Raw genomic sequence first — 24,363 nt, 5'->3', positions numbered from 1 at the left:
GTTTGGGCGGGCAGGATGCCCACCCCACAAGATTTTTCAGAGTTTGAGAGAGATTTTTTTGGGACTCAATTCTAGTTTGGGCGGGCAGGATGCCCACCCCACAAGATTTTTATTTTATAATAAAGCCCGTACGTCGGCAATTTCCCCTTTTATGGCAGCGGTGGCTACCATTGCGGGACTCATGAGTAGGGTACGACCGGAGGATGATCCTTGTCTACCTTTGAAGTTGCGGTTGGAGGAGGAGGCGCTGATTTGTCTCCCCTGGAGTTTGTCGGGGTTCATGGCTAAACACATGGAACACCCTGGTTCTCTCCATTCAAAACCGGCTTTAACAAAGATTTTATCTAGTCCTTCGGCTTCGGCTTCTTTTTTGACTCTTTCTGAACCGGGGACAACAAAGGCTTTGACTCCCGCTGCAACTTGCCGACCTTGGGCGATTTTGGCGGCTTCTCTTAGGTCGCTGATACGTCCGTTGGTACAGCTACCTATGAAGCAAACATCTATTTTTGTCCCTTGGATGGGTTGTCCGGGATATAGATCCATGTAAGAATATGCTTCTTCGGCTATTAGGCGGTCTTCTTCTAGCAGTTCTGCGGCTGTGGGAATTTTTTCATCTACGCCAATTCCCTGACCTGGTGTAATTCCCCATGTGACTGTGGGGGGGATGGCTTCCGCATTAAATACTACGATATCGTCATATTCGGCATCGGGATTACTACTTAGGGAATGCCACCAATTTAGGGCTTTTTCCCAGTCTGCACCTTTAGGGGCAAAGTCTCTATTTTGTAGATAATCATAAGTAATTTTATCAGGGTTGACGTATCCGCATCGCGCCCCACCCTCGATGGCCATGTTACAAACGGTCATCCTTTCTTCCATGTTCATTTGGGCAAAGGTTGTACCAGCAAATTCATAAGCGTAGCCTACACCCCCTTTAACCCCTAGTGTACGGATAATATGTAATATTACGTCTTTGGCGTAAACTCCGGGTTTTAAGTTACCGTTAACTTCGATTTTGCGGACTTTTAATTTTGATAATGATAGGGTTTGGGAGGCTAAAACGTCTCTAACTTGGCTTGTACCTATACCAAAGGCGATCGCTCCAAACGCGCCATGACTTGACGTATGACTATCACCGCAAGCGATGGTCATTCCCGGTTGAGTTAGTCCCAATTCGGGAGCAATGACATGAACTATACCTTGATTCCCTGAACCAATATTGTAAAATTTTATGTTATGTTCTTGACAATTTTTTTCTAATGCTTGGATCATTTCCTCGGCCATGTTATCCACGAAGGGACGGGCTTGATTTTCGGTGGGAACAATATGATCTACTGTGGCTATGGTTCGCTGCGGAAATAATACTTTTAAATCCCTTCCTTTCAGCATGGAAAAGGCTTGGGGACTGGTAACTTCATGAATAAGATGTAGTCCAATAAATAGTTGTGTTAATCCTGATGGTAGTGTACCAACAGTATGTAAATCCCAAACTTTGTCAAATAGAGTACCCTTGCTCATAGATCAATTTATATTAAAGGAGTCGAATTTTTGATTGTATCAGAAAATAGACTGCTTCAAGATCCTATAAAATTAGATAATTTATTGTTTATTGTGTCAAATTGAATATTGTATCAAATATAGACTGAACAAAGATGCGAATTTTGTTAGTTGAAGATGAACCGGGAATCGCTCAATTTATCAGTCAAGGACTCAAGGAAATGAGTTACGCTGTAGATGTTGCTCACGATGGTGAAGAAGGTAAGCAATATGCGTCCTGTGCTGAATACGATATCATTATCCTAGATATCATGCTCCCCAAGATTAATGGCTTAAAGCTATTAGGAGAATTTCGCAGTCAAAAAATTAAAACTCCAGTTTTATTACTGACAGCACGGGATACTATAGAAGACCGGGTACAAGGATTGGATCAAGGTGCTGATGACTACTTAGTTAAACCTTTTGCATTTTCGGAACTTCTAGCGCGTTTGCGAGCTTTACAACGTCGTCCCCCGCTAAAATTCAATCACATTTTACAAGTTGGGGATTTAACTATGGATGTGGTTAAAAGAGAAGTTAAACGTGGAGGGCGTTTGATTCAATTAAGCGGCTTAGAATTTAAACTTTTAGAATATTTGTTACGTAATTCTCATTCAGTGCTTACCCGTACCCAAATCGGAGAACACGTCTGGGATTTTGACTTCTACAGTGATTCTAATGTGGTTGATGTATATGTCGGCTATCTAAGACGGAAAATAGACCGAGGTTTTGACCAGCCACTACTTCATACAGTCAGAGGAGTAGGATATTGTTTAAAGTCTGATCCTGTGAGTTAATTTTGAGTTAATTTTGAGTTAATTTTTATGTTTTTTTGGAAACCTCATAAGAGTACCATGAGGATACGTCTAACCGCATGGTACATAATACTTTTTGGGCTAAGTATGATATTTTTTGATATTTATTTATATATTCGATTTCAACATAGTTTGCTCAGTCAATTAGATACAACCTTACAGATTGCTGCTGCTGAAGCTTTTATGGAAGTCCTGGAAGTAGACGGTAATCCCACTTTGAGGATCATAAAGCAGTCGGAAAAAATTACTCATCGGTTCGCGGCTGCTGGTTTTGTCGTCCAGTTAGTTTCACCACAAGGTGAAATATGGGGTGGTATTGGTAAATACCAAGATTTACCACGGATGAGAGAAATAAAACCGGGTTATACCAACGTTACTGTAGACAATAAAACCTGGCGAGTTTATACTCAATCCTTGGGTTTATCTCCAACAACAGGTTGGTTGCAGGTCGCCCAATCCCTGAAACCAATTTCTACAGCATCAGAAAACCTGCTGGCTTTGATTCTGTTTAGTTGTCCTTTAATTCTCTTATTTGCAGCATTTGGCGGCTTATTTTTATCTGAACGGGCTTTACGTCCTATTGATCGCATTATCTCTACTGCACAAGCAATTGGTCCAGATGATTTTACTCAACGTATTAACTATCAAGGTTCAGTAGATGAAGTGGGACGATTAGCTGTGACTATAGATAGGATGTTGGATCGGTTACAAGCCGCATTTGAAAATGAAAGACGTTTTACAGCCGATGCCTCCCATGAGTTACGCACACCTCTAACGGTGATTAAAGGGCAAATTGGTGTCACTTTAAGTCGAGGTCGGACTGTGGAAGAATATGAAAGTACCCTGCAACAATTAGAAGGAGAGGTTGATCGCTTAATTCGTCTTGCTAATGGGTTACTTTTCCTCACTCGTTTAGATCAAAGCGAATCCGAATACCAGTTGAGTTTAAATAATTTTGATTTAAGCGATTTACTAGAAGTTTTAATAGAGCAAATTTATCCTTTAGCAGAAGTTAAAAATATTAATATCAGTGCAAGCATAGAACCCTCACTTGACATTACTGGTAACTCTGACCACTTAATTAGCCTGTTTTTAAATTTACTGGATAATGCCATTAAGTACACTCTCCCTGAAGGTAATATTAGGGTTAAAGCATATCTGGAAAAAGAACAGGTAAAAATAAATATTATGAATACAGGTAAAGGAATTGCAGCGACAGATTTACCCCATCTGTTTAAACGATTTTACCGTGCAGAAAGCGATCGCTCTGGGAATAGAGGAGGATCGGGATTAGGATTAGCGATCGCTTATGAAATTGTGCGCTTGCATGGTGGTACAATTCATGTCACAAGTCAGCCTAATCAAATCACAAATTTTACAGTAGAATTGCCATCTTAAAAACTGCAAATCCAATTCTAAGAAAATTCTTAATTATTTCTCATGATTTTCTTAATATTTATCGGGTAACTTAATAAAAGTTGATCAGATTTTGTAATTGTTAGGAAAAGTGAAATAAAATGGATGGTAGTTTAATCCTATTTAACATTCTCAATCCGCCAGTTTTATTCTTCTTTATGGGAATGCTGGCGGTTTTTTGGAAATCTGACTTAGAAATTCCCCAACCTTTACCTAAATTATTTTCTCTTTATTTACTTTTGTCAATTGGGTTTAAAGGGGGACACGAACTAGCAGATAGTGGGATTAACTTACACATAGCACTCACTCTCATAGCTGCTATTGTTATGGCTTCAATCGTGCCAGTATACACCTTTTTTATTCTCAAACTTAAGCTTGATAATTATAACGCAGCCGCGATCGCAGCTACCTACGGTTCTATTAGTGCAGTCACGTTTATTACTGCTAGTTCCTTTTTAGAAAAACTGCATATTTCCTACGGAGGACACATGGTTGCAGCATTAGCCTTAATGGAATCTCCCGCCATTATAGTCGGTTTAATTCTGGTGAGAGTCTTTGCCCCAAAAACAGAAGATGAAAAAGAATTTTCTTGGGGAAAAGTGATGCACGAAGCTTTTTTAAATGGGTCTGTATTTCTCTTAGTTGGTAGTCTGATAGTGGGATTACTAACGGGAGATAAAGGTTGGGAGAAATTACAACCATTTACTCAAGGAATTTTCTATGGTGTGCTGACTTTCTTCTTACTGGATATGGGATTAATTGCTGCAAAAAGAATTAAAGACTTAAGTAAAACAGGTTCTTTCTTGATTGGATTTTCCGTTTTTATTCCCATTATCAATGCCATTATTGGCATTTTGATATCAAAAGTCCTAGGAATGGGAGAAGGAAATGGCCTTTTATTCGCGGTTTTATGTGCAAGTGCTTCTTATATTGCTGTTCCAGCAGCCATGAGATTAACAGTTCCCGAAGCTAACCCCAGTCTCTATGTTTCTATGGCTTTAGCTTTAACATTTCCCTTCAATATTATTGTCGGTATTCCTCTGTATTTACAAATCATTAAATTGCTTGGTGTATAGTTCAATTTTCCAGTTTTTTCATCAAAAATCCATGGTTATAACATCCAAAATAAGTATCAGTTATGCCAACTGTTAACCGAGTAGAAATCATTACTAGCACCCTGGAAATTCCCGAATTATCAAAGATTCTGGACTCAGACAAAGTGGCTGGATATACATTGATAGAAAACCTTTCTGGTAAAGGAGACAGAGGTTCTTGTTACAACGATTTAGGTCGAGAATTTAGCAACAGTTATATTTCAGCTATTTGCAAAAATCAGGAACAATTCATCTACTTAATAGATAGTATTCTACCTATCTTAAAAACCATTGGTGGTTTATGTTTAGTCACTCAAACTGAGTCAATTGGATCAGATCAAACTTCCGAAAAAATAGATTTAGTCAGCGATATCATGCAAGAAGTCAAAAAAATAGAGATTATCATAGATACCTCCTGGGTTGAAGAGACTACCAAAATTTTAGATAGTGTTGCAGTCTCTGGATACACAATTATTAAAGATATCTCTGGTAAGGGTGATAGAGGTTCATCTTGTCCCGATATCGGCTGTTCATTTAGCAATAGTTATATTATAACAGTCTGTACAAATGAAAGACAATTAAACAGTTTAGTACAGAAAATTACTCCTCTGCTAAAGAAATTGGGAGGTGTTTTTTTAGTGACTGAAGCTAAATGGGTTAATCATTAAATCTTAGCAACTGCTATGATATTGCAGCTATTAGGTCAAGAACAAAAGTAAAATAACCATGAATTCCACAATGCCAATTAAAAGAATCCTGAAAGGGCTTAACGAATTTCAGACAAACTATTTTACTATTCATCAGGAAATGTTTCGTCAGTTATCTGAAGGACAAACCCCTGAAATTCTCTTTATAACCTGTTCTGATTCTCGTATTGATCCAAATTTATTAACACAAACCAAACCGGGAGAGCTTTTTATTATCCGCAATTTGGGTAATATTATTCCCACCCATGGTAGTCATAATAGTAGCGAAGGTGCGGGAATTGAATATGCTGTTTCTGCCTTAAACATTAAACATATTATTGTTTGTGGTCATTCTCACTGCGGTAGTATGAAGGCACTCCTACAATTAAATAGTTTACCTGATGAGATGCCTTTAGTTTACGACTGGTTAAAAAGTCATGCAGAGTCTACTCGTCGTCTTTTACGAGAAAACTATCAGGAATATGATGGAGAGACGCTTTTAAAAATAGCTGTGGAAGAGAATGTTTTAACCCAAATTGAAAATTTAGAAACCTATCCCGTAATTCGTTCTAAATTACACGGTGGTAAACTCTCTCTTCATGCTTGGGTTTATCAAATAGAAACCGGGAAAATCGTTGCTTATGATGCTAATAATCGTAAATTTGTTACTCTTGCTTCTGACTCTTTTCCTGTTCCCGACCCTTTAGCTTGTTTACAATCTGGGTAATCGCTTATAAAATGTAAAAATGTATATTTTTGTAGGTAGATAAATAATAAACATCTCCGAAAATTAAATATGCGTGATTTACAAACCTTGTAGAGACGTTCCATGGGTAGGGATTCTCGGCTCTACAATCTTTACCGGAGATGTCTAATAATCCTCTATTCTTGAGGGGGGGTGATTCTATATTATATTGTTATCTACCTACTTTTTGACGAAATAGGACATCTACCGGAAATATGAAAAACTACAGTAGCAACACTCAAAAATATGAATGAGTAAAGAGTCTTCACAGGTAACTTGAAACAAGGACTTAAATAGGCATTCTTGGAGGTGCTGTTTTCCAGATTAAATCAATTTCTTCTGCTGTGAGTTGATAAGCTTGATTAATTAAATCAGAAAGACGCTGCTCTAATTTTACAGCTTCGTTTTTGCGGCTGTTAATTTCGGGAACATAATCATTATATGCTTGACGTAAAGCTGTAAAAGCTGGTATACTTAACGGGTCTGAAGATTTTTTGGCGTTTTTTTGTTTGGGTATTCTTTTTCTCACTTCCTCTACAAATTCTGGAAATTCCCAAGTAGCAAAATCTTCTAATTTATTGCCCAGTTTCTCAATTTTGTATTCTATTTGCAACCAGTCGAGAACATCTTGATAAACTTGTCCGTTGATTTTGGTAATTTCAATTAACCGCGTGACAATTGCTTCTACTTCTGCGCGAGTTTCTTCTGTGGGTTGGGCAATAGGTAGGGTTTCCATTAAATAACCCATTGGACTAATAGCGTCAGAAAGCATTTTTGTAAAAACACGCTGACCATACCACCAAATAAGAGGTGAATTAAGTAATCCTAAAATAAATAAATCTTGAGTGGGAAGAATGAAAGTTTTATCATTGCCAAATACTCCAGAATTATCAAGTGCATAAAGTGGAAAAGTTTGAATAACTTGATAAATGATTTTTGGTTGTTCAAAAAGATGATAAAATGTCGGTGATGCCTGTAATTGCCACCATAATTGTTTACCTGCTCTAGCTTCTAATTTATTTCTATAAACTTCTAAATGTTGTTTAATAACAGGATATTGTTCTATATTTATGTTTTTGTGAGCAAAAATCATCCATAAATTTTTCCATTCAGAACACCACCTTTTAATATCTTGACCTCTCAATATTGGTTTAATGATTTCTGCACATTTTGGGTCGCTTTGAACTAACTTATTCTTAGTAGTATCATCTATAAAAAAAGCCTCATTAAAACCTGTCATTATACCCCTATAAGGTTTAACTCCAGCAAACTCCTTTAAGGGAACTCCTACCCGTTGAATTTTCCGCATTAAATCATCAACCGCAGGAGGTTCTAAACTCCAAGCATGAGCAGAAAACCGCGACCAAGGAATAGTAAAACTGTTTTCTGGATTTTGCACATATTGAATGAGGTTAATATTTTTCAACTCCTCACGAGGAACAGCACAAACTAAAACCTTATCTTCCCCCCGTAGCGGGGGGACTGAGGGGGGTGCGAGGAGGGAGGAAGATAAGGATAAACTTTTGATATTCGAGGGTTGGGGTGGGGTGCTTTTCCTCGCAGCAATAATACAGGGAAATGTATCCGCGTCTGCAAAAATTGGTGCGTCTCCAAAATCAATAATTTGTTCAAACACACTGGACTGACAAAAAAACCGTCGCAAAGATTCACCATAACCAGAACGTAACCATTTATTAGTGACAATATAAGAAATAATTCCTGCTGGTTTGAGCAGATTTAAACCTTTTTCATAAAAATAAATATAAATATCTGCAACTCCGTCATAAGTTTGATAATTTTCCTGTAAATAAGGTTTAAATGGTGATAATAACTCCTGACGAATATAGGGAGGATTTCCAATCACAATATCAAAACCACCTTCAGCAAAAACTTGAGGAAATTCACTTTCCCAATTAAATGGTAAATCTGTGATTTTTGCATCATTAATGATGGAATTACCGACTTTAATATTATCATCCAAATAAGTTAAAGTTTTTCCCTGAGTTGCAGTTTTTAACCACAAAGATAACTTAGTAATTTCTACCGACTCAGGAGATAAATCAACCCCAAATAGATTATTACTAAGAATAGTCTTATCTAATTCAACATTTTCTAGAGTCTCATATTTCAGAAATCGCAAATTATCATTAACTCGTTGATATTGACCTGCAAAATAATCAAAAGCAGCAATTAAAAACGCACCAGAACCACAAGCAGGGTCAAGAACTCGCGTTTTTACTAAAACCTCATCTCGGTAACTTTGCCAAAATTCAATTTCCCGTTTTTGATTTTCTGCTGTATCTATAAACTCTCCTATTTTTAACCGTTGTCTTAATTCATCTTCGCGTTTCTGTAAATATCCACCAATTGCAACTTCAACAATATATTGAGTAATATAAGCGGGAGTATAAAATACGCCTAATTTTTTCCGTTTACCCTGTTTTTTATCAAATTCCTGTTTAGCAACATCAGCTTTTAATTCTTCTAAGTCTGTAATTGACTGCTCAAAAATTCGTCCTAAAATATCTACAGAAACTTCTGAATCAAAATCAAAACGGGTTAATTGTTGCAGTTGACTACACAAAGAATCAGGAATATCTAATAGTTGATCTAAAATTGGATCATGTTGAAATAAACCACCATTATAACCGGGAATTGGGGGATCTTCATTACCTTGGTCAACCCAACGAAAAACGGCTTGATAATTTTCCCAAATTGGTCGAGGATGATAAATATCTTTGTTATTATAGGCTTTGCTAATTGTCTTTTCGGGTAATAATCTCCTATCTTCACAAAAAGCAATAAATAAAATTCTGTCTAATGTTTTTTGTGCTTTCTCAATTAATACTTGATCACGGTTAGGAATATGCAATTTACTACTAAAACGAAACCGGAAATCTTTCACTATATTTAATCTAACTTGTTTATATTCTTCATAAAGTTGTTTAGTAATGTCCTCTTGTGCTTCTTCAGAAGTTACTAACAACCTGTCAATGGTAGATAGCTCTTTAATTGGTAAAAAGTTTTCTCGACAAAGCAGAAAATAAAATCTTTTAAATTCTGCAAAATCCGCTATATTAGTTAATAAAAACTGTTCATAATAAGCGGGAGTTTTATTAGTATGATATAATCGTAATTCTCGATAATTAGAAACGATAATCCAATGACAATCAGGAGTATGATTAGCATAGCGCCAACCCTGATCAACAGCGGATTCTTTTCTCCCTGCTGCGGGTCTATCTAAATCATCTTTTGTCCCTTTTAATTCAATTGGTGCGACAACTTTACCCTGTAATTTTACCTTTCCTTTGTTATTTTCTGTTGCGGTAAAAAAGCCCACAGCAGCATCAGCAGAACCCCCACCGTCAGCTATAGTTTGTTCTGCGTGAATTTGCCAAACTTTACGACCACCTGTAATAATGGAAGAGTAACCTAAAACATTTTGAAAGATATCTTTGAGAAAATCACCATGTAAGGAAATCTCTTTGACTTGGTTAAGAGTACCTGAATTTAAAGCCTCAACCCATTTGATCATAATTTGGTGACGTTGTTCTAAATCTGAAGGAAATTTAAACTTAACCAAAGCATTTTTTAATGATTTTTTCTGGAATAAAGCTTTAGAAAGTTGTTGACTCATAACTTTAATTTCTCATTTAATTTCTGATTTAATTTCTCAATATATATCATCATGTAGATCCCACACTTTCAAGAAGTCGGGTATTTGGATAATCATTTTTGACAAGGGGGTAACATATCAGATAAACTAATTTGTAAATCAGGAAACTCTAAAGCTGAGACTATTCCATCTTCACCAATAATTACCTCACTTTCATAACCATTTTGAGTTGGGTTTCTAAAAATGTGTAATTCACGTTTTACCACATCTAGTACCCAATAATCTTTAATCCCTGCTAAAGAGTAAGCTTTAGCCTTAGTTTCACAATCTAATTTTAAACTACTATCGGCAACCTCAATAATTAAATAAACTTCTGATGGTGTAGGATGATGATCTGCATAGTCCAAAGGATCAATTTTCACGACGGAAATATCCGGTTCTGGTTCAGACCTATCATTTAATTTTACAGGTTCTTGACTAGATACCCAAGCACGATTTTCTAATCTTTTTTTGAATAAATAGTCTGTTCTTACCACTGCTGAACGGTGTGCTGTTCCTTTTGCAATCATCCAAATAATTCTCCCATCTAAAAGTTCCACTCGTTCATCTGGGGCAAAAATACCCGCTTCATTCATGCGGTGATATTCTTCCACCGTCCACAAACGCAATTCTAGATTTGTTTCTGTACTTTGCATAGCGGCTTTAATCACTTTGAGGTGTTTATGTTCACTTGTATTTAATCTAGTTTTATCTTTGAGAGTATAAATTCGCAGCAGGTAAGCGGACTCATAAAGTCTGACTTACAAACATCTTACCCCCGTCCGATCGCCAAAATGTAGCCGCCGATGATGATTATCAAAAATAAATCTATGACAAGTTGTCATATTTGGCGTTAATTGTATTTAAAATAGGATGAGAACAATAAAAATTATTTCCGAGGACAGAAGTATGAAATCTATAGCAGCAACTTTGCGACGTTTGAGCCTAGCTGTATTGACAGTTATTGTAATTTTTGGTAGCTTTGCTGTGTTTACCCCCACTGCATCTGCGGAAACATATACAATTAAGCTGGGTACTGATAAAGGTTTGTTGGCTTTTCAACCCAAGAAACTGACTGTTAAGCCCGGTGATACAATTGAATGGAAGAACAATAAAGTTCCTCCCCACAACGTTGTCTTTGACGCTAAGAAGAATCCTGCTAAAAGTGCTGAATTAGCAAAATCTTTGTCCCACAAGAAGTTATTAATGAGTCCTGGACAAAAAGTAACAACCGTTATTCCTGCTGACGCTACTCTTGGTGATTACACCTTCTATTGTGAACCTCACCGTGGTGCTGGTATGGTTGGTCACATCATTGTTGAAGGCTAATTTATAACTACAAGTTTTGTAATTTATAAACTATCTCCGTATATTTACAGGGATAGTTTATAGTCACAATCAAGGTTTAACTTCCCGATCGCATATCATAACCAAACAAGTTAGGATCAACCTCTCCTAATTGTAAATCAGCTAAACCGTATTCTTGCCAACGTCTTTCCACCATGGCGGCTACACGAGGATCTGATTTTAAAGGTGAACCCCATTCATGTTCGGTTTCTGGAGGGATTTTTGTAGTGGCATCTATACCCATTCTCCCACCTAAACCGAGTTTTTCACTGGCAAAATCTAAGGTATCAAAGGGAGTATTAGGTAGAATAAATACATCTCTGGTAGGATCTACTTTAGAACTAATTGCCCAAACCACTTGACGCGGATCTCTAACATTGATATCCTTATCAACTACAATCACAAATTTCGTGTATGTAAATTGTGGTAACGCACTCCAAAACGCTAAAGCCGCCCGTCGTGCTTGGCCAGGATAAGCTTTGTCTATGGAAATAATCGCGGCTTTATAACTCAAGGCTTCCATGGGTAGGAAGAAATCAACTATTTCTGATACCTGTTGGCGTAAAATCGGGGTGTAAATCCGATTCAGAGCGATCGCCATCATTGCCTCTTCTTTCGGTGGCAGTCCGCTAAATGTGGTAAGATAAACTGGGTCTTTGCGGTGTGTCATACACTGAAACCGCACCAAAGGGGAATCTTCCACACCGCCATAATATCCCATGTGGTCGCCAAAGGGTCCATCTGGTAAAACTTCCCCCGGTGTAATTGTCCCTTCCAAAACAAACTCGGAATCTGCGGGAACTTCCAAATCTACAGTTTTACACCGGGCTAAATTGACCCCAGAACCGCCGTATAATCCAGCAAATAACCACTCTGATAAATCCACAGGAATGGGTGTGGCCGCAGCCATAATGATTAAAGGATCTACACCCAGAGCGATCGCTACCTCTAACTTTTTACCACGTTCTGCGGCTTTGCGCAAGTGTCTCGCCCCTCCCCGTACCGATAACCAATGTACGGTCATTGTGTTTTGAGATTGTAGCTGTAAACGATACACGCCTACATTTGGGATTCCCGTCTCACAATCCTTGGTAATTACCAATCCTAGCGTAATAATCTTTCCGGCATCTCCCGGATAAGGACGTATTAAAGGTAACTTATTTAAGTCTAAATCCTGGCCTTGAATTACCACCTGTTGACAAGGGGGAAAAAAGTCCCGTCCCGGTTTGGCTTTCACCACGTCAAATAACACCTTACCAAAATCTATGGCTTGGGAAATCTTTTTTGGTGGTTTGGGTTGCTGAAGCATACTCAACTTCTTTCCCAGGGTTTCCAACTCCTCTGGTTTTTCCATGTTCATAGCCCAGCATATCCTTTCCACAGTCCCCATTAAATTGACCGCAACGGGAAAAGATGCACCTTTGACGTTTTCAAACAGTAAGCCTGGACCACCTTTTTGCAGCATACGGTTGGAAATCTCCGCAATTTCCATATCGGGGTCAACTAAAGCCGAAATTCGCTTTAATTGTCCTCTTTCTTCTAGAATTTTTATGAATCCCCGTAAATCTCGCGCCATGGTTTTGTTTTTATGAAGAAGTGTAAAGCTATTTTTATCTTAGTCTTGATTTGGATAAGTTGACTTTTTAGTACAAATATACTATAATAGAAAAAAGATGGATTTTTCTCACGCAGAGGCGCAGAGGCGCAGAGAGAATTAGGGGGTTTTATGTTGAGGTTAAATAACAAGATTTCTCTGTTAGAACTTGTCCAAATTTTATCGGTATATCGTCAAAATATCATTTTGAATTTACATGATTTAAAGCAAGATTATCAAAGAACTGGTATTAAGCGAGTTAGGGGGATAAGGGATATTAATGGTGATTTGATTACTCCTTATTTAGAAACTCAAGATATCTATGGTGGTGATTTTGTGCAAATGGGTGTATTTTCTATAAATCGCAATACTGCTACTATTAATATGTTGGTTAAGCGCAAGGTTAAGCTGGTAAAAGTTGAGGATTATACCGATATTATTGAAGTTGGGGGTTTGCTGGCTGATGATTTGGATAGTTTTAATAATTATACCATTGTTAAAGATGGAAAAGTTCACGTTTCTAGTTTAAATATCAAAATCAGTAACAAGAAAGTATTTGATTTATTGCAAGCTAAAGGTGTAATTACTGCTGATAAGTTTGATTTCAATTGTGAGTATACAATCAGGTTAGATAATTTACCATTAGTTCCCGTTAATATAAATTTTGGTAATCTTGATGGGTTGTTTAATCAAATAGCAGAAATCAAAGTCCTTACCAGTATTTTATCTGCTTATTTACGCCATCAATCTGATGTATTTGTCAGTGATCAAATAGAGGAATTAAAACAAAATTATTTGTCAAAAAACCTGTATTTGAATTTCCCCACAACTCAAGAATATGCAAATACAATTGAGACTCATACTAGTTATAAAATTGATTTTGGTAATCAGGATATTCTCAACTTGAGTAAATTATATGCTGCTAACCAATTTTTAGGGAGGAGATATGAAGTTTATAACCAAAAAACTGGAGAGGTATTTGCTAAACCAACCTTAGAAATGGGTTTAAATCACAATATCGCTTTCCGACAAAAAGCCATTACTGGGAGAATGAAACTAACTAAAGTTGATGATTTGATGAAACCGATTTTTGATGACTTTTTGGGAATTAATATCAATGGGAAAATAGGGGAAATTCTAAATCAGGTTGGTGATCATGGTTTAGCCTTTTTATTATCTGCTAAACATAATGGTAAATTAGTCAATAAAGAAGACTTAATTACAGCCATGACAACAGCTTATAAAAAATTAATAGCAGTTGTTGAGCAAATTTATCAACAAAATATTTCTCCCTTAGTATTTTATATTGGTGTCACAGGACATTTACCCAATAAAATCACAGCTAAAGCCATGACTGCTGAAGAATTAGCCGCTAAATATCCCCATTTGCAATTTTCCAAACATGAACAAAAAGGAACATTTTACGAAATTGGAAATACCATTATTAGCATTTACCCGCAAACAGAATATTACAGTAAAAATTCATTAGCAGTTAGTTAATTGATCTTGTATAATTTCCTAGACAACCTGAATAAAGCAATTTTGATGTTTTTGTTTTTCATCTTCATAAAAAGAATATCCCTGATTTTTAGCATAATTCGGGGATATTTGATATAAAAATTTCGTGTTAAGACGCAAATAGGATTAATACTAGATATGTACATGATTAATTCAACAGAGGTATTGCACGTCCTTATTTAGGAGAGAAGCAGGGTGCAATTAAAGATTTTCTCAAGATTTTCAAACAGCCGCAAATATATATCAAAAAGAATGAACATGAGTTAAACAAAGCACAACCTAACAATAAAATTAATCAAAGTTGGGTTTCATTTTCTTCTCTCCCATCTTCTCTCTTCCTTCGCGCCTCTGGGTCTTTGTGTGAGAAAAAAATAGAACTAGTAGACAAGGGCGTAAATGTACTAGCTACTTACCAAATATATAAAACTTAACAAAAAAATTACCCAAATCAAGCAGTATTATCTAGTATTTGTGATATTATCCGTGATGCAATGATTATCACAGAAAAATGGACGAAAATCAGCGTCGCGCTTATTGGCGTGCTAATACAAACTTAATTAGAAATCTTTTAATTGTTTGGGCTTTAGTCTCTTTGGTTTTTAGTATATTACTGGTTCAACCATTAAATGCAATTCGCTTTTTTAGTGTTCCCTTTGGTTTTTGGATGGCGCAACAAGGATCAATTTTGGTGTTTGTGGCACTAATTTTTATTTATGCTTTCCAAATGGATAAATTAGACCAGAAGTATAATAAAAAGTGAGGATAAACAATGTCGGTTGAACTTTGGACTATTATACTAGTTGGCCTTTCTTTTGTACTTTACATTTACATTGGTTGGCAATCACGAGTAGAAAATACTAAAGACTTTTTTATCGCAGGTCAGGGAATACCCGCAATTGCTAATGGCGCTGCCACAGCGGCCGATTGGATGTCTGCGGCTTCCTTTATTTCCATGGCCGGGTTGATTTCGTTTTTGGGATATGACGGTTCTATTTATTTGATGGGTTGGACTGGTGGATATGTTTTACTAGCATTATTATTAGCCCCATATCTACGGAAATTTGGTAAATATACTGTACCTGATTTTGTAGGCGATCGCTATTATTCCAATATAGCTCGGTTGGTGGCGGTAGTTGCAGCTATTTTCATCTCTCTCACCTATGTCGCTGGACAAATGCGAGGTGTGGGAATCGTCTTCAGTCGCTTTTTACAGGTAGACGTAAATACTGGTGTGATCATTGGCATGATCATTGTTGGCTTTTTCGCGGTTTTGGGGGGAATGAAAGGCATTACCTGGACACAAGTAGCCCAGTATTGTGTATTGATTATCGCATATTTAATTCCGGCAATTGCGATCGCTTACAAACTCACAGGTAATCCTATTCCCCAATTAGCCTTTACCACCAGTGATATTGCTGATAAACTCAACCTCATTCAACTGGACTTAGGCTTTAAAGAATATACCCAATCTTTTGCCAACAAGTCAATGCTAGATGTTCTTTTCATCACTATTGCCTTGATGGTAGGAACTGCTGGTTTACCCCACATTATCGTTCGGTTTTACACAGTTAAAAGTGTTCGTGCAGCCCGGTTTTCTGCTGGTTGGGCATTATTATTCATCGCCGTTCTTTACACCACAGCCCCCGCAATCGGGATGTTTTCTCGTTATAATCTTATTACATCCTTGCATGATAAAACAATTGTCGAAGTCCAGCAATTAGATTGGGTAAATAAGTGGGAAAAAACCAAACTTCTAGCTTTTGAAGATAAAAATAAAGATAGCCGTTTGCAGTTAACACCGAACAAAGAAAGCAACGAAATCATCATTGATAAAGATATCATTGTTCTTTCTACCCCAGAAGTTGCTAATTTGCCTCCTTGGATAATTGCTTTAGTTGCGGCTGGTGGTTTAGCGGCTGCTTTATCCACAGCATCTGGATTATTATTAGTAATTTCTAGTTCTGTAGCCCACGATGTTTATTATCGCATTTTTGATGCCCAAGCTTCAGAAAAAAAACGGGTATTTGTAGGGCGGGTTGTTGTTGGTTTAGCTATCGTTCTGGCTGGATATTTTGGTGTAAACCCTCCAGGATTTGTGAGTGAAGTGGTAGCTTTTGCCTTTGGTTTAGCGGCTGCAAGTTTTTTCCCGGTAATATTTCTGGGAATTTTTGATAAACGCACCAATTCTCAAGGTGCAATTGCCGGAATGTTAACAGGTTTGATATTTACAGTTATCTACATCGTTGGCGTAAAATTTACCGGTATGACACCTTGGTTTTTTGGCGTTTCTGCTGAAGGAATTGGCACTTTAGGGATGATTATTAACTTTATTGTCACTCTCACGGTTTCTCGACTTACACCACCACCACCGCCAGAAATTCAGGCTTTGGTAGAGGATTTACGCACTCCGATTATTGAAGAATAATCAATTGTCAGGTATTGTCAGGTAACGTATAAAGTCACCTGACATTTAAATTCACAACCTACAACCTACGCCAAGATAAGAAATTATCCCACCAAGAATTAGAGATATTTCCCATAGATAATTTCATTTTTTGGCGAATATCTTGAATATTCCAGTTGGTAAGTCTAGCTAGATTTTGAGCTTCTTGTTCAAATCTCTGTTTTAAAGAACTTTTATATCTTCTCCCCGCACTACATTTAACCTTACCTGTGAATGGGTGTTGTAAAATATAACGTCCTTGAAAAGAGTCTCTTTGAGCAGTTTCTTGAAAGATCAAATCTTCAGGAAATTTATTCCTAGTATAGCGGACGTGCAAGCGAGTAATGAAAACACTACTACTGGGAAAACGAGAACGAAAACCCGGAGCTATTGGGCTATTACTATCACTATTATCATTCAACCAAAAAACGCCGGCTTGTTTTAATTCTTCATTATTGAGTGGTTCAGCAGCACAAGGATCACAAGTACCCATATCCCAAGCATATTCTAAAAATCCGACTTTTTTATCTTCTTTGGTGTAGGAATTTTGGAACATGGATTTATAAAAATCGCCAAATTGATTTTTCACAAAGACGGGAATATTCACATCTGAAGGAACTTTAACCGTGCGATAATTAGTAATTTCTGCCTGTCCTTTAGGTGAGAGAATATAAATGATTAAATCCTGTTCTTTGGTAGCGTTAACCATTCCTAAACGAATAGGTAACATAAATTTCCGTGATTCGTAGGAAATTTGTAAAGGACGCAAAAATTGATAACCTGATTCGGCGAATTTATCTAAATTGACTTTAGCAACAAAGAATTTCATCCCCGAACGAATGTAGGGTTTGAGTAATTCCTTTGCACCTTGAGGAATTTTATAACCATTGCGATTTAACCAAGTTTCTAAGCCACCAGATTCTTTAGCACTGAGGATAACAATATCATATTCACCAACATTAAATTTGGCTTCAACAGTTACACCTAAACTGCTATCTTCCTGTGTGCTAATATCTGGAGGGGCGGCGCTTTGCATTGGTCGCATATCGTTCATTTTATAAACTGGGGCGCAGGGGTCAGAATCAAAATATTCTACTAATCTTGGGGCGCTAAAAGCATCTAATCTTTCAATAATTTTTGGTTCAGCTACATGAACTTGTTCTTTTTGTAATACTGTGGGAACAGGAACAACAATTGCAAAATCTTTAACATCACCTTGAAAATCGTTAGCCATTGTTAAAACCGTGCGATTTCCGTCTCTAGCAAGTATGACTTGAGAAGCTTGGTTATAGAGTTTTGTATCGGCTTTAGCTACATAAAATCCACAAAAAGCCCAAGCTGTAGGTGCGAAACACAGCACCGCTAAAAGTGCAGATACTAAGGGCATAAATAGACGAAGTTTTTTCATTTTGATGCCTTAATTAATTTTCAATTCTGCTTTATTCCACCAAGAAAATCTAGGGCTAAACCAAGATTTATCTAATAAAATAGTCAAGGGTGCGAGGGTAAATAAAGCCCAAAAAACAGCGGTAGAGAGAAAGAAATAATTCCGCAAAATAAAGGTTAATAAAGCAATACATACTGCCCAGATGATTCTACTAATACGGGCGTTGGGAATTGAACGAGGATCTGTCACCATAAACAGAGAAAATAACACTAAAGATCCACTCATTAAATGATGAAAATAAACGTCCCATGTCCAACCTAACCAAATATTTCTCAGGGCTGCTAAGAGGGAATAAGCACCTAAAAAAGCGGCGGTAGTATCCCAACGACCAATGCGCTGTAAAATCATTCCTCCAGTCCCCGCAAATAAGAGCGCGTACCACCATTCTTCCCCCCATTGTCCTGGGGAAACCCAAGCATCATTGGTGAAGCTAAGAACAGCAATAATGCCAAAATTAGCAGGATTAAAAAAATGCTTTTCTCCATATTGAAAAATAAATTTACTGGCTATGGCTGCAAATCCAGCTAAGGCCATGGTTGGCCAATGATCAACCCGTAATAATAAACTTAGTCCTAAGGAGGTAATGAGGGGACTACGAATATTAATTGGTAAAATTCTGTTTTGGGATTTAGTGATCAATGAAAAGATAATTTGTGTTATTATGCAGGAGGCGATCGCTACAGCAATAAATTCTGGATGTAATGTCCAGTCTCGCGTTAAAACGCCTATGATCAGAAATAAACTCAGAAACAGAATTTGATAATCTCGAACATCTTTGAATAATGTTATCTTCATTTTACTGATTACTCACAGCTTTTCTTCTAGTTTAAATCACTGTTGTCATAAATTAGGTTGTTGTTACAGTTTTTGTAACAAACGGAACTTACACAGGGGGAAAAATGAACTATTCCAGGAAAATACTTGGGAGTAGTTTAATACCCACAAGTCCATAAATACAGGTAAGCTAATAGTAATATTGGCAAGGTTTCCCCTATTCATTCATGTTATGGTAGGTAGCAACCGCAGACGGTGAAATTCGATTTAAATACCGGAAAATCCAATATTTGAATATAGTATCTAAAATCACGGGAAATGTGGCAATAAATAAGAAAATAAAATCACGATTAGCTGGTAGTCCCCAATGTCGTGATATCCCTTCTAAAAGCACTTCCCAACCGTGGGGAGAGTGAAATCCAACAAAAACATCAGTAAATAAAATGATGATAAATGCTTTAGCACTATCACTTAAACCATAGACTACGTTATCAATAAATTCTTTGAGTACAACGACAGAAGATTTACTAATTAGTAACAACACCGTGAAACTAATTACTGCACAAATATCAGCAAATACATTTTTAATTGCATTATCACTTTCTTGACGAAATTCCTCTTTTACTTCCTCCGCTTTCTCTTTGATTTTCTTTTCTAATTCTTCAGACCCTAGAGGAGGTGCATTAGTAATTAAGGCTTCAAATTTAATTCTTTCTTCAAATCTTTGTAATTTTAATAGTCCTTCTTCTTCCATTTCTGCATTTAAGAAAATTTCCGCTTTTTCTTGATTGCGAAAATGTTCTACCAATGGTCCAACAATTAGAGCTTTGGAAATTTGATGAGTTAGGAGAGGAATGATAATAAGTAGTAGTATAAATCGGATGGAGATAATACTTCTTTTTTGTGCTTGACGAAAATTCCTAACTACGTCCTGCTCAGAACCCGGATCTAATTCTACTTGTAGCCGAGTGATAGTATTGAAAATTGAGCGGGGTAAAATTCCTGTAGTATTAGCTTTTCCTTTTCTGATATTTTGGTTAGATTTACTTGCTGTTTTGGGTGTGAATGGTTGAGAATTAACTAAATCTGCGGGGACTTTAACAGGTTGAGAATTGGGATTTTCATAAGTGTATACATCATTATGATTGTATTTAGAGGTAACTTGGTCAATAAATTCTAGTTTCTCTAAAATTAATGCTGGGCTAGTATATTCTATACCCACTTTCATGGCGGCTTTTTGCTTCGATTCATTAGCCAACCACTGACTCGCTTTAAACTCCGTCAGCCGCATTTGTACCGTTTTTAATAACTTTTGCAAATCTGTCTCAAAATAATCCATCACACTATTACTATAGGTGGTAGACTCGCCATCTATTTTGTTACCATGGAAATGTTTTTCTTCCATTCCCTGGATTTTTTTAGCTGCTTGATAAGCTGCTTCTAGGGAACGCTCTGGTGTCAGTAGATACCATCTGTAAGCAGCTAGTAAAAAAGGGTATATTTTTTGTTTAAACACAGTATTTTTCATTGAGACCATGATCTGGCATTATCTACTAAACTCTTAAACTTAAATTAACCTAAAAGATATGGTTTCTTCTATTTGGATTTTTGGTACTAGTCGCAGTGGTAAAACTACTCGCTTGCTAAACCAGTTTAGTGCTTGGTTGCAAATAAAAGACAGTAAGTTGTCCAATTTATTTGACAACCCTATAAATCCAACTGTAAATTTACACCAAAGAGAACTAGGTATTTTATTACTAGCTGCTAATGATGACAACAGACGAGAATTAGCTGATAGAGTTACTACTTTGACCTTGGGAAAACATCCTATTCGCGTCAAAACAGCCCTGGGGTTTTTTCAAGATGAGGTAATTTTATTTTGGCCATTATTAATTGATTTATTGTCAATAAAAGCACAATTTCCGGTTAGATTACGTCCAGAAACGGAACAGGAATTAGCGACAAAACTCTGGAGTTCCCATTTAAACTCAGATATCTTGCGGCGGGTCGGTATAAATGAGTATCGTTTAGTTAGACGAATACTGGATTTATGGCAATTAGCAGCTTATAGCGGTGTATCCTGTGAACATATTCCCCAAATATTGCACAGTGGTATAGCAGATAATTCTATCAATTTAGAACCGGAATTTTTGGGTTCTTTACTACTAAATTGGCGAAATTGGTGTTTAGAACGGGGTTTATTGACTTACGGGCTAATTACCGAGCTATATAACCAAAAATTATTAACTCATGGTGACTATCAGCAGCATCTCAAGCAACGTTATCAGGGTATCATAGCAGATGATGTAGATGATTATCCGGCGATCGCTGCTAATTTATTTGAATTTTTGTTAAATACTGGTGCTGTGGGCGCATTTAGCTACAATCGTGACGGGGCGGTCCGCTGGGGTTTGGGGGCAGATCCTCAGTATTTATCCAGATTAACTAAATATTGTCAAGTAGAGAACTTAACTAAACCACATCCCCATAGTTTGGGATATTTTCTCACTGATCAAATGGTAGAATTGGTAACACAGCCCATGACAATGTTGAGTTTACCAAGTTCTGTACAGCCTATACAAACAACTTCCCGCGCCGAGCTATTACGTCAAACAGCCCAGATAATAATTCACGGGGTCAAATCCGGGGAAGTAGGGGCAAATGAAGTAGCAATTATTGCACCAGGACTAGATGCGATCGCTCGTTATACCTTGGTAGAAATATTAACTAAACAAAATATTGCAGTAGAATCACTTAATGAACAACGCCCATTAATTAGTTCCTCCGTAGTTAGAGCTTTACTGACCTTAATGGCTCTAGTTTATCCTGGTTTGGGGCGTTTGGTGGATAGGGACGCAGTGGCGGAAATGTTAGTTATTTTAAGTCAATATCAAACTCCAGAAGGGGAGAAAAAAGAATTTCATCATTCTAGAATAGATCCGGTGCGGGCTGGGTTAATAGCAGATTATTGTTTTGTTCCCCACCCCGACACACCCGATTTATTATCAGTGAAAACCTTTGAACGCTGGGATAGAATTGGTTATACTGCAACTCAGGCTTATGAACAAATATTACAATGGATTGTCCAACAGCGGGAGCAATATCACCAGCGACCTGTTGTCACTCCGGTTTTTCTCTTATATAAAGCCATTCAAGACTTTGTGTGTAAGGATAAAAATCCTTCATATCAAGAATTATCAGCATTAAGAGAATTAATAGAAACTGCTCAACATTATTGGGAAATAGACACTCGCTTAAAACAAACAGATTCCTTATTACTTTCACTGCATACGCCAGAAACACTTAGCGTTACCATTGCAGAATTTATTCAATTGCTGAAACGCGGAACAATTACTGCTAATCCTGATCCGGTACGTTCTATCGGTAACAATAGAAAAAATGTAACTTTAGCGACTATATTTCAATACCGTGCCAGTAAAAAAAATCACCGTTGGCATTTTTGGTTAGATATTGGTTCACCCCTGTGGGCAAAAGGTGGCGCGGCTACTTTATTTGGTGCTAATGTATTTTTACAGCATAGACTAGGAAAACCTTGGACAGCAGCAGATGAACAATTAGCAGAAGAACAAAGATTACAAAGAATTATCGCCGATTTACTGGCGCGTGTGTCTGATAAACTGTATTTGTGCCACAGTGATTTAGCTGTAAATGGACAGGAACAAATCGGACCTTTGTTACCTTTGGTTTATGCTTGTGAAGCGGTGTAAATAACTAAAATACTGAAATACTCACTTCCAGTTTTAGAATACCATAATTACCGTACCAGCAACCAGTAAAAATTGGCATAATAAATTAATTCACTGAATTTCAGATTTATGAATATTTGCTAATTATTGTTTTCACATTTAGTAAGTGTTCTTCGATAATTTCGGGAATTTCGGTATTGGTTTGAATGATTGATTTACCAATGGTTTGATTAGCGATTTCATTGATAGCATCAATTAAGAGATGAGGCATGGTAATATTAGCTTCAGCAATTTGTTTAATAGTCTCTTGGAGATGATCTTTCTCTAAGATAGCTTTGAGGACTTGGATTTCATAAGCTGACAGATTTTCTAGTAAATTATGCCATTCTGTCGGTAAATTGGTTGGTTGATCATGTTCCGTATCAATTATATCTATATCTAATGGTTGCAGTAATTCATCAAAGGGAAATAACTCTAGATTATTTTCTTGGTTATCGGGTAATATTTCGCAATTAGAATTAATTGTTTCCACTTGAATTAATTCCCAAATTTGATTTTGTAATAAATCTCGTTCCTGTTCTAATAGGGAAATTTGATTTTGTAATTGATTAATTACAGATTGTTTTTCTAATGTCTTGATTTCTAAAGTATTGATGGTATTTTCTAGATTATTTTTGCTCGTGGTTATCTGTGTTAATAGATCATTTTGTTGGCTAATTTGCATCTCTCGATTTTGAACTTCTATTCTCAGTTCATAAAGTTTTTGCTCTAGTTGCGGTTTGAGTCTTCCTAGCAAAATTAGATCATTATCTAGTTCTTGTTTTTCTTGTTTGCATATATCAATTTGAATTTGAATTTGCTTGATTTCAGCGCGAAATACATTACAATTGAGTTCTAATTTTCGCTTTTCTATAATGAGATTATTGTAACTATTATTCAGTTCTATATGACTACTTTCTAAGGTATCAAATTCATTTTGAAGATTATACACTTCAGATTCAATTTGTTTTTTCTGAGCGGCAAATGTACCTATATCTCGATGTAAACTATCCCTTTGATTACGACAATCTCCAATTTGTTTTTGTAGTTGTTGAGTTTCTGTATGTAATAAAGTTTTGTATTCTTCTAATTGCCCTATTTCTCTGAAAATGCGAAATTTCAATGCTTCCAAATCCCGAATACGTCTCTGCAAAGAACCAACTATCTTCAATTCATCAGTTCTCCGGCGTTTATCAACAAGAAATGCGGCTGAATATGTCGCTAAAACTGTTATTATCCCGGAGAGAAAAGCTTTAGAAAAATCCCAGTTAGGGACAAGACTTAAACCAAAACTTACACTAAAAGCAGCTATTCCTAGCACGACTTGATGACTCACTATTGCCGGTGGCATTTTGCGAGGTCTTAGTGTAGTCAAATTGTGAGCATGATTAGTAATTAAAGTCATTTTTCTTCTTCAGTAAAAATACAGTGATAATTCTGCTGAGATTGCATGATTAGAAACCTTGATCATAAGTAGGTTGGACTGAAAATTTGTCGTTATGGCACTCTGGCAAGAGGAAAGAGGTTTTCAGCGATTTTACGTTTCT

General features: G+C 36.8%; 18 protein-coding genes. 10 read left to right on the top strand and 8 right to left on the bottom strand.

What is annotated here, in order from left to right:
• Nucleotides 1-114 precede the first annotated feature (114 nt).
• Nucleotides 115-1,518 carry a 3-isopropylmalate dehydratase large subunit gene (gene leuC, locus ACIR131C_RS0105155; RefSeq protein ID WP_028089336.1) on the bottom strand — a complete coding sequence of 468 codons (1,404 nt, stop codon included), beginning with the start codon at nucleotides 1,516-1,518 and terminating at the stop codon, nucleotides 115-117.
• Between the two features lie 134 nt (nucleotides 1,519-1,652).
• On the opposite strand from leuC, the gene ACIR131C_RS0105150 reads away from it, so the two are divergent.
• The 5 genes from ACIR131C_RS0105150 to ACIR131C_RS0105130 all read left to right on the top strand — a co-directional run bounded on the left by ACIR131C_RS0105150 (nucleotide 1,653) and on the right by ACIR131C_RS0105130 (nucleotide 6,274).
• Nucleotides 1,653-2,333: a response regulator gene (locus tag ACIR131C_RS0105150; RefSeq protein WP_028084741.1), complete on the top strand. Its 681-nt coding sequence runs from the start codon at nucleotides 1,653-1,655 to the stop codon at nucleotides 2,331-2,333.
• A gap of 105 nt (nucleotides 2,334-2,438) precedes the next feature.
• Nucleotides 2,439-3,749: a sensor histidine kinase gene (locus tag ACIR131C_RS0105145; RefSeq protein ID WP_231395392.1), complete on the top strand. Its 1,311-nt coding sequence runs from the start codon at nucleotides 2,439-2,441 to the stop codon at nucleotides 3,747-3,749.
• Between the two features lie 119 nt (nucleotides 3,750-3,868).
• The gene (locus ACIR131C_RS0105140) at nucleotides 3,869-4,843 is read left to right on the top strand and encodes a sodium-dependent bicarbonate transport family permease (RefSeq protein WP_028089334.1); all 975 of its coding nucleotides are present in this window, start codon (nucleotides 3,869-3,871) and stop codon (nucleotides 4,841-4,843) included.
• Between the two features lie 62 nt (nucleotides 4,844-4,905).
• On the top strand, nucleotides 4,906-5,529 hold the full coding sequence (locus ACIR131C_RS25935; RefSeq protein ID WP_196811725.1) for a P-II family nitrogen regulator: 624 nt from the start codon (nucleotides 4,906-4,908) through the stop codon (nucleotides 5,527-5,529).
• 70 nt (nucleotides 5,530-5,599) lie between these two features.
• A complete protein-coding gene (locus ACIR131C_RS0105130; protein ID WP_028084745.1) occupies nucleotides 5,600-6,274 on the top strand; it encodes a carbonic anhydrase in 675 nt (224 codons plus the stop codon).
• Nucleotides 6,275-6,581: 307 nt separating this feature from the next.
• Here ACIR131C_RS0105130 and ACIR131C_RS0105125 read toward each other — a convergent pair whose 3' ends face one another.
• Nucleotides 6,582-9,929, bottom strand: a complete 3,348-nt coding sequence (locus tag ACIR131C_RS0105125; protein WP_028089332.1) for an Eco57I restriction-modification methylase domain-containing protein — start codon at nucleotides 9,927-9,929, stop codon at nucleotides 6,582-6,584.
• Between the two features lie 92 nt (nucleotides 9,930-10,021).
• Entirely contained in the window at nucleotides 10,022-10,603 is a 582-nt protein-coding gene (locus ACIR131C_RS0105120; protein WP_028089331.1) for a Uma2 family endonuclease, read from the bottom strand.
• A gap of 253 nt (nucleotides 10,604-10,856) precedes the next feature.
• Here ACIR131C_RS0105120 and petE point away from each other — a divergent pair, with 253 nt between their 5' ends.
• Nucleotides 10,857-11,276: a plastocyanin gene (gene petE, locus ACIR131C_RS0105115; protein WP_028089330.1), complete on the top strand. Its 420-nt coding sequence runs from the start codon at nucleotides 10,857-10,859 to the stop codon at nucleotides 11,274-11,276.
• 76 nt (nucleotides 11,277-11,352) lie between these two features.
• Here petE and ACIR131C_RS0105110 read toward each other — a convergent pair whose 3' ends face one another.
• Complete coding sequence (locus ACIR131C_RS0105110; RefSeq protein WP_028089329.1) at nucleotides 11,353-12,870, bottom strand: UbiD family decarboxylase; 1,518 nt, start codon at nucleotides 12,868-12,870, stop codon at nucleotides 11,353-11,355.
• Between the two features lie 150 nt (nucleotides 12,871-13,020).
• On the opposite strand from ACIR131C_RS0105110, the gene ACIR131C_RS0105105 reads away from it, so the two are divergent.
• The 3 genes from ACIR131C_RS0105105 (at nucleotide 13,021) to ACIR131C_RS0105095 (ending at nucleotide 16,831) form a co-directional block, all read left to right on the top strand.
• Complete coding sequence (locus tag ACIR131C_RS0105105) at nucleotides 13,021-14,388, top strand: hypothetical protein (RefSeq protein ID WP_028089328.1); 1,368 nt, start codon at nucleotides 13,021-13,023, stop codon at nucleotides 14,386-14,388.
• A 526-nt stretch (nucleotides 14,389-14,914) separates the two neighbouring features.
• A complete protein-coding gene (locus ACIR131C_RS0105100; RefSeq protein WP_028089327.1) occupies nucleotides 14,915-15,166 on the top strand; it encodes a DUF4212 domain-containing protein in 252 nt (83 codons plus the stop codon).
• Between the two features lie 9 nt (nucleotides 15,167-15,175).
• Entirely contained in the window at nucleotides 15,176-16,831 is a 1,656-nt protein-coding gene (locus ACIR131C_RS0105095; RefSeq protein ID WP_028089326.1) for a sodium:solute symporter family protein, read from the top strand.
• A 58-nt stretch (nucleotides 16,832-16,889) separates the two neighbouring features.
• On the opposite strand, the gene ACIR131C_RS0105090 is transcribed toward ACIR131C_RS0105095, so the two are convergent.
• From ACIR131C_RS0105090 to ACIR131C_RS0105080, 3 genes are all read right to left on the bottom strand, one after another.
• Nucleotides 16,890-18,257 (bottom strand): DUF2330 domain-containing protein, encoded by a 1,368-nt coding sequence (locus tag ACIR131C_RS0105090; RefSeq protein WP_028089325.1) that lies wholly within the window; start codon nucleotides 18,255-18,257, stop codon nucleotides 16,890-16,892.
• A 9-nt stretch (nucleotides 18,258-18,266) separates the two neighbouring features.
• Nucleotides 18,267-19,091 carry an RnfABCDGE type electron transport complex subunit D gene (locus tag ACIR131C_RS0105085; protein WP_028089324.1) on the bottom strand — a complete coding sequence of 275 codons (825 nt, stop codon included), beginning with the start codon at nucleotides 19,089-19,091 and terminating at the stop codon, nucleotides 18,267-18,269.
• A 196-nt stretch (nucleotides 19,092-19,287) separates the two neighbouring features.
• Nucleotides 19,288-20,598 (bottom strand): proton extrusion protein PcxA, encoded by a 1,311-nt coding sequence (locus ACIR131C_RS0105080; RefSeq protein ID WP_028089323.1) that lies wholly within the window; start codon nucleotides 20,596-20,598, stop codon nucleotides 19,288-19,290.
• Between the two features lie 58 nt (nucleotides 20,599-20,656).
• On the opposite strand from ACIR131C_RS0105080, the gene ACIR131C_RS0105075 reads away from it, so the two are divergent.
• Entirely contained in the window at nucleotides 20,657-22,798 is a 2,142-nt protein-coding gene (locus tag ACIR131C_RS0105075) for a hypothetical protein (protein ID WP_028089322.1), read from the top strand.
• 106 nt (nucleotides 22,799-22,904) lie between these two features.
• Here ACIR131C_RS0105075 and ACIR131C_RS0105070 read toward each other — a convergent pair whose 3' ends face one another.
• Entirely contained in the window at nucleotides 22,905-24,221 is a 1,317-nt protein-coding gene (locus ACIR131C_RS0105070) for a tellurite resistance TerB C-terminal domain-containing protein (RefSeq protein WP_051347496.1), read from the bottom strand.
• Between the last annotated feature and the right edge of the window lie 142 nt (nucleotides 24,222-24,363).

It is taken from the genome of Dolichospermum circinale AWQC131C (genome assembly GCF_000426905.1).
GTDB lineage: Bacteria > Cyanobacteriota > Cyanobacteriia > Cyanobacteriales > Nostocaceae > Dolichospermum > Dolichospermum circinale.
Note: the sequence above shows the minus strand (reverse complement) of the source record. Positions and strands in the feature narration are given on the sequence as shown.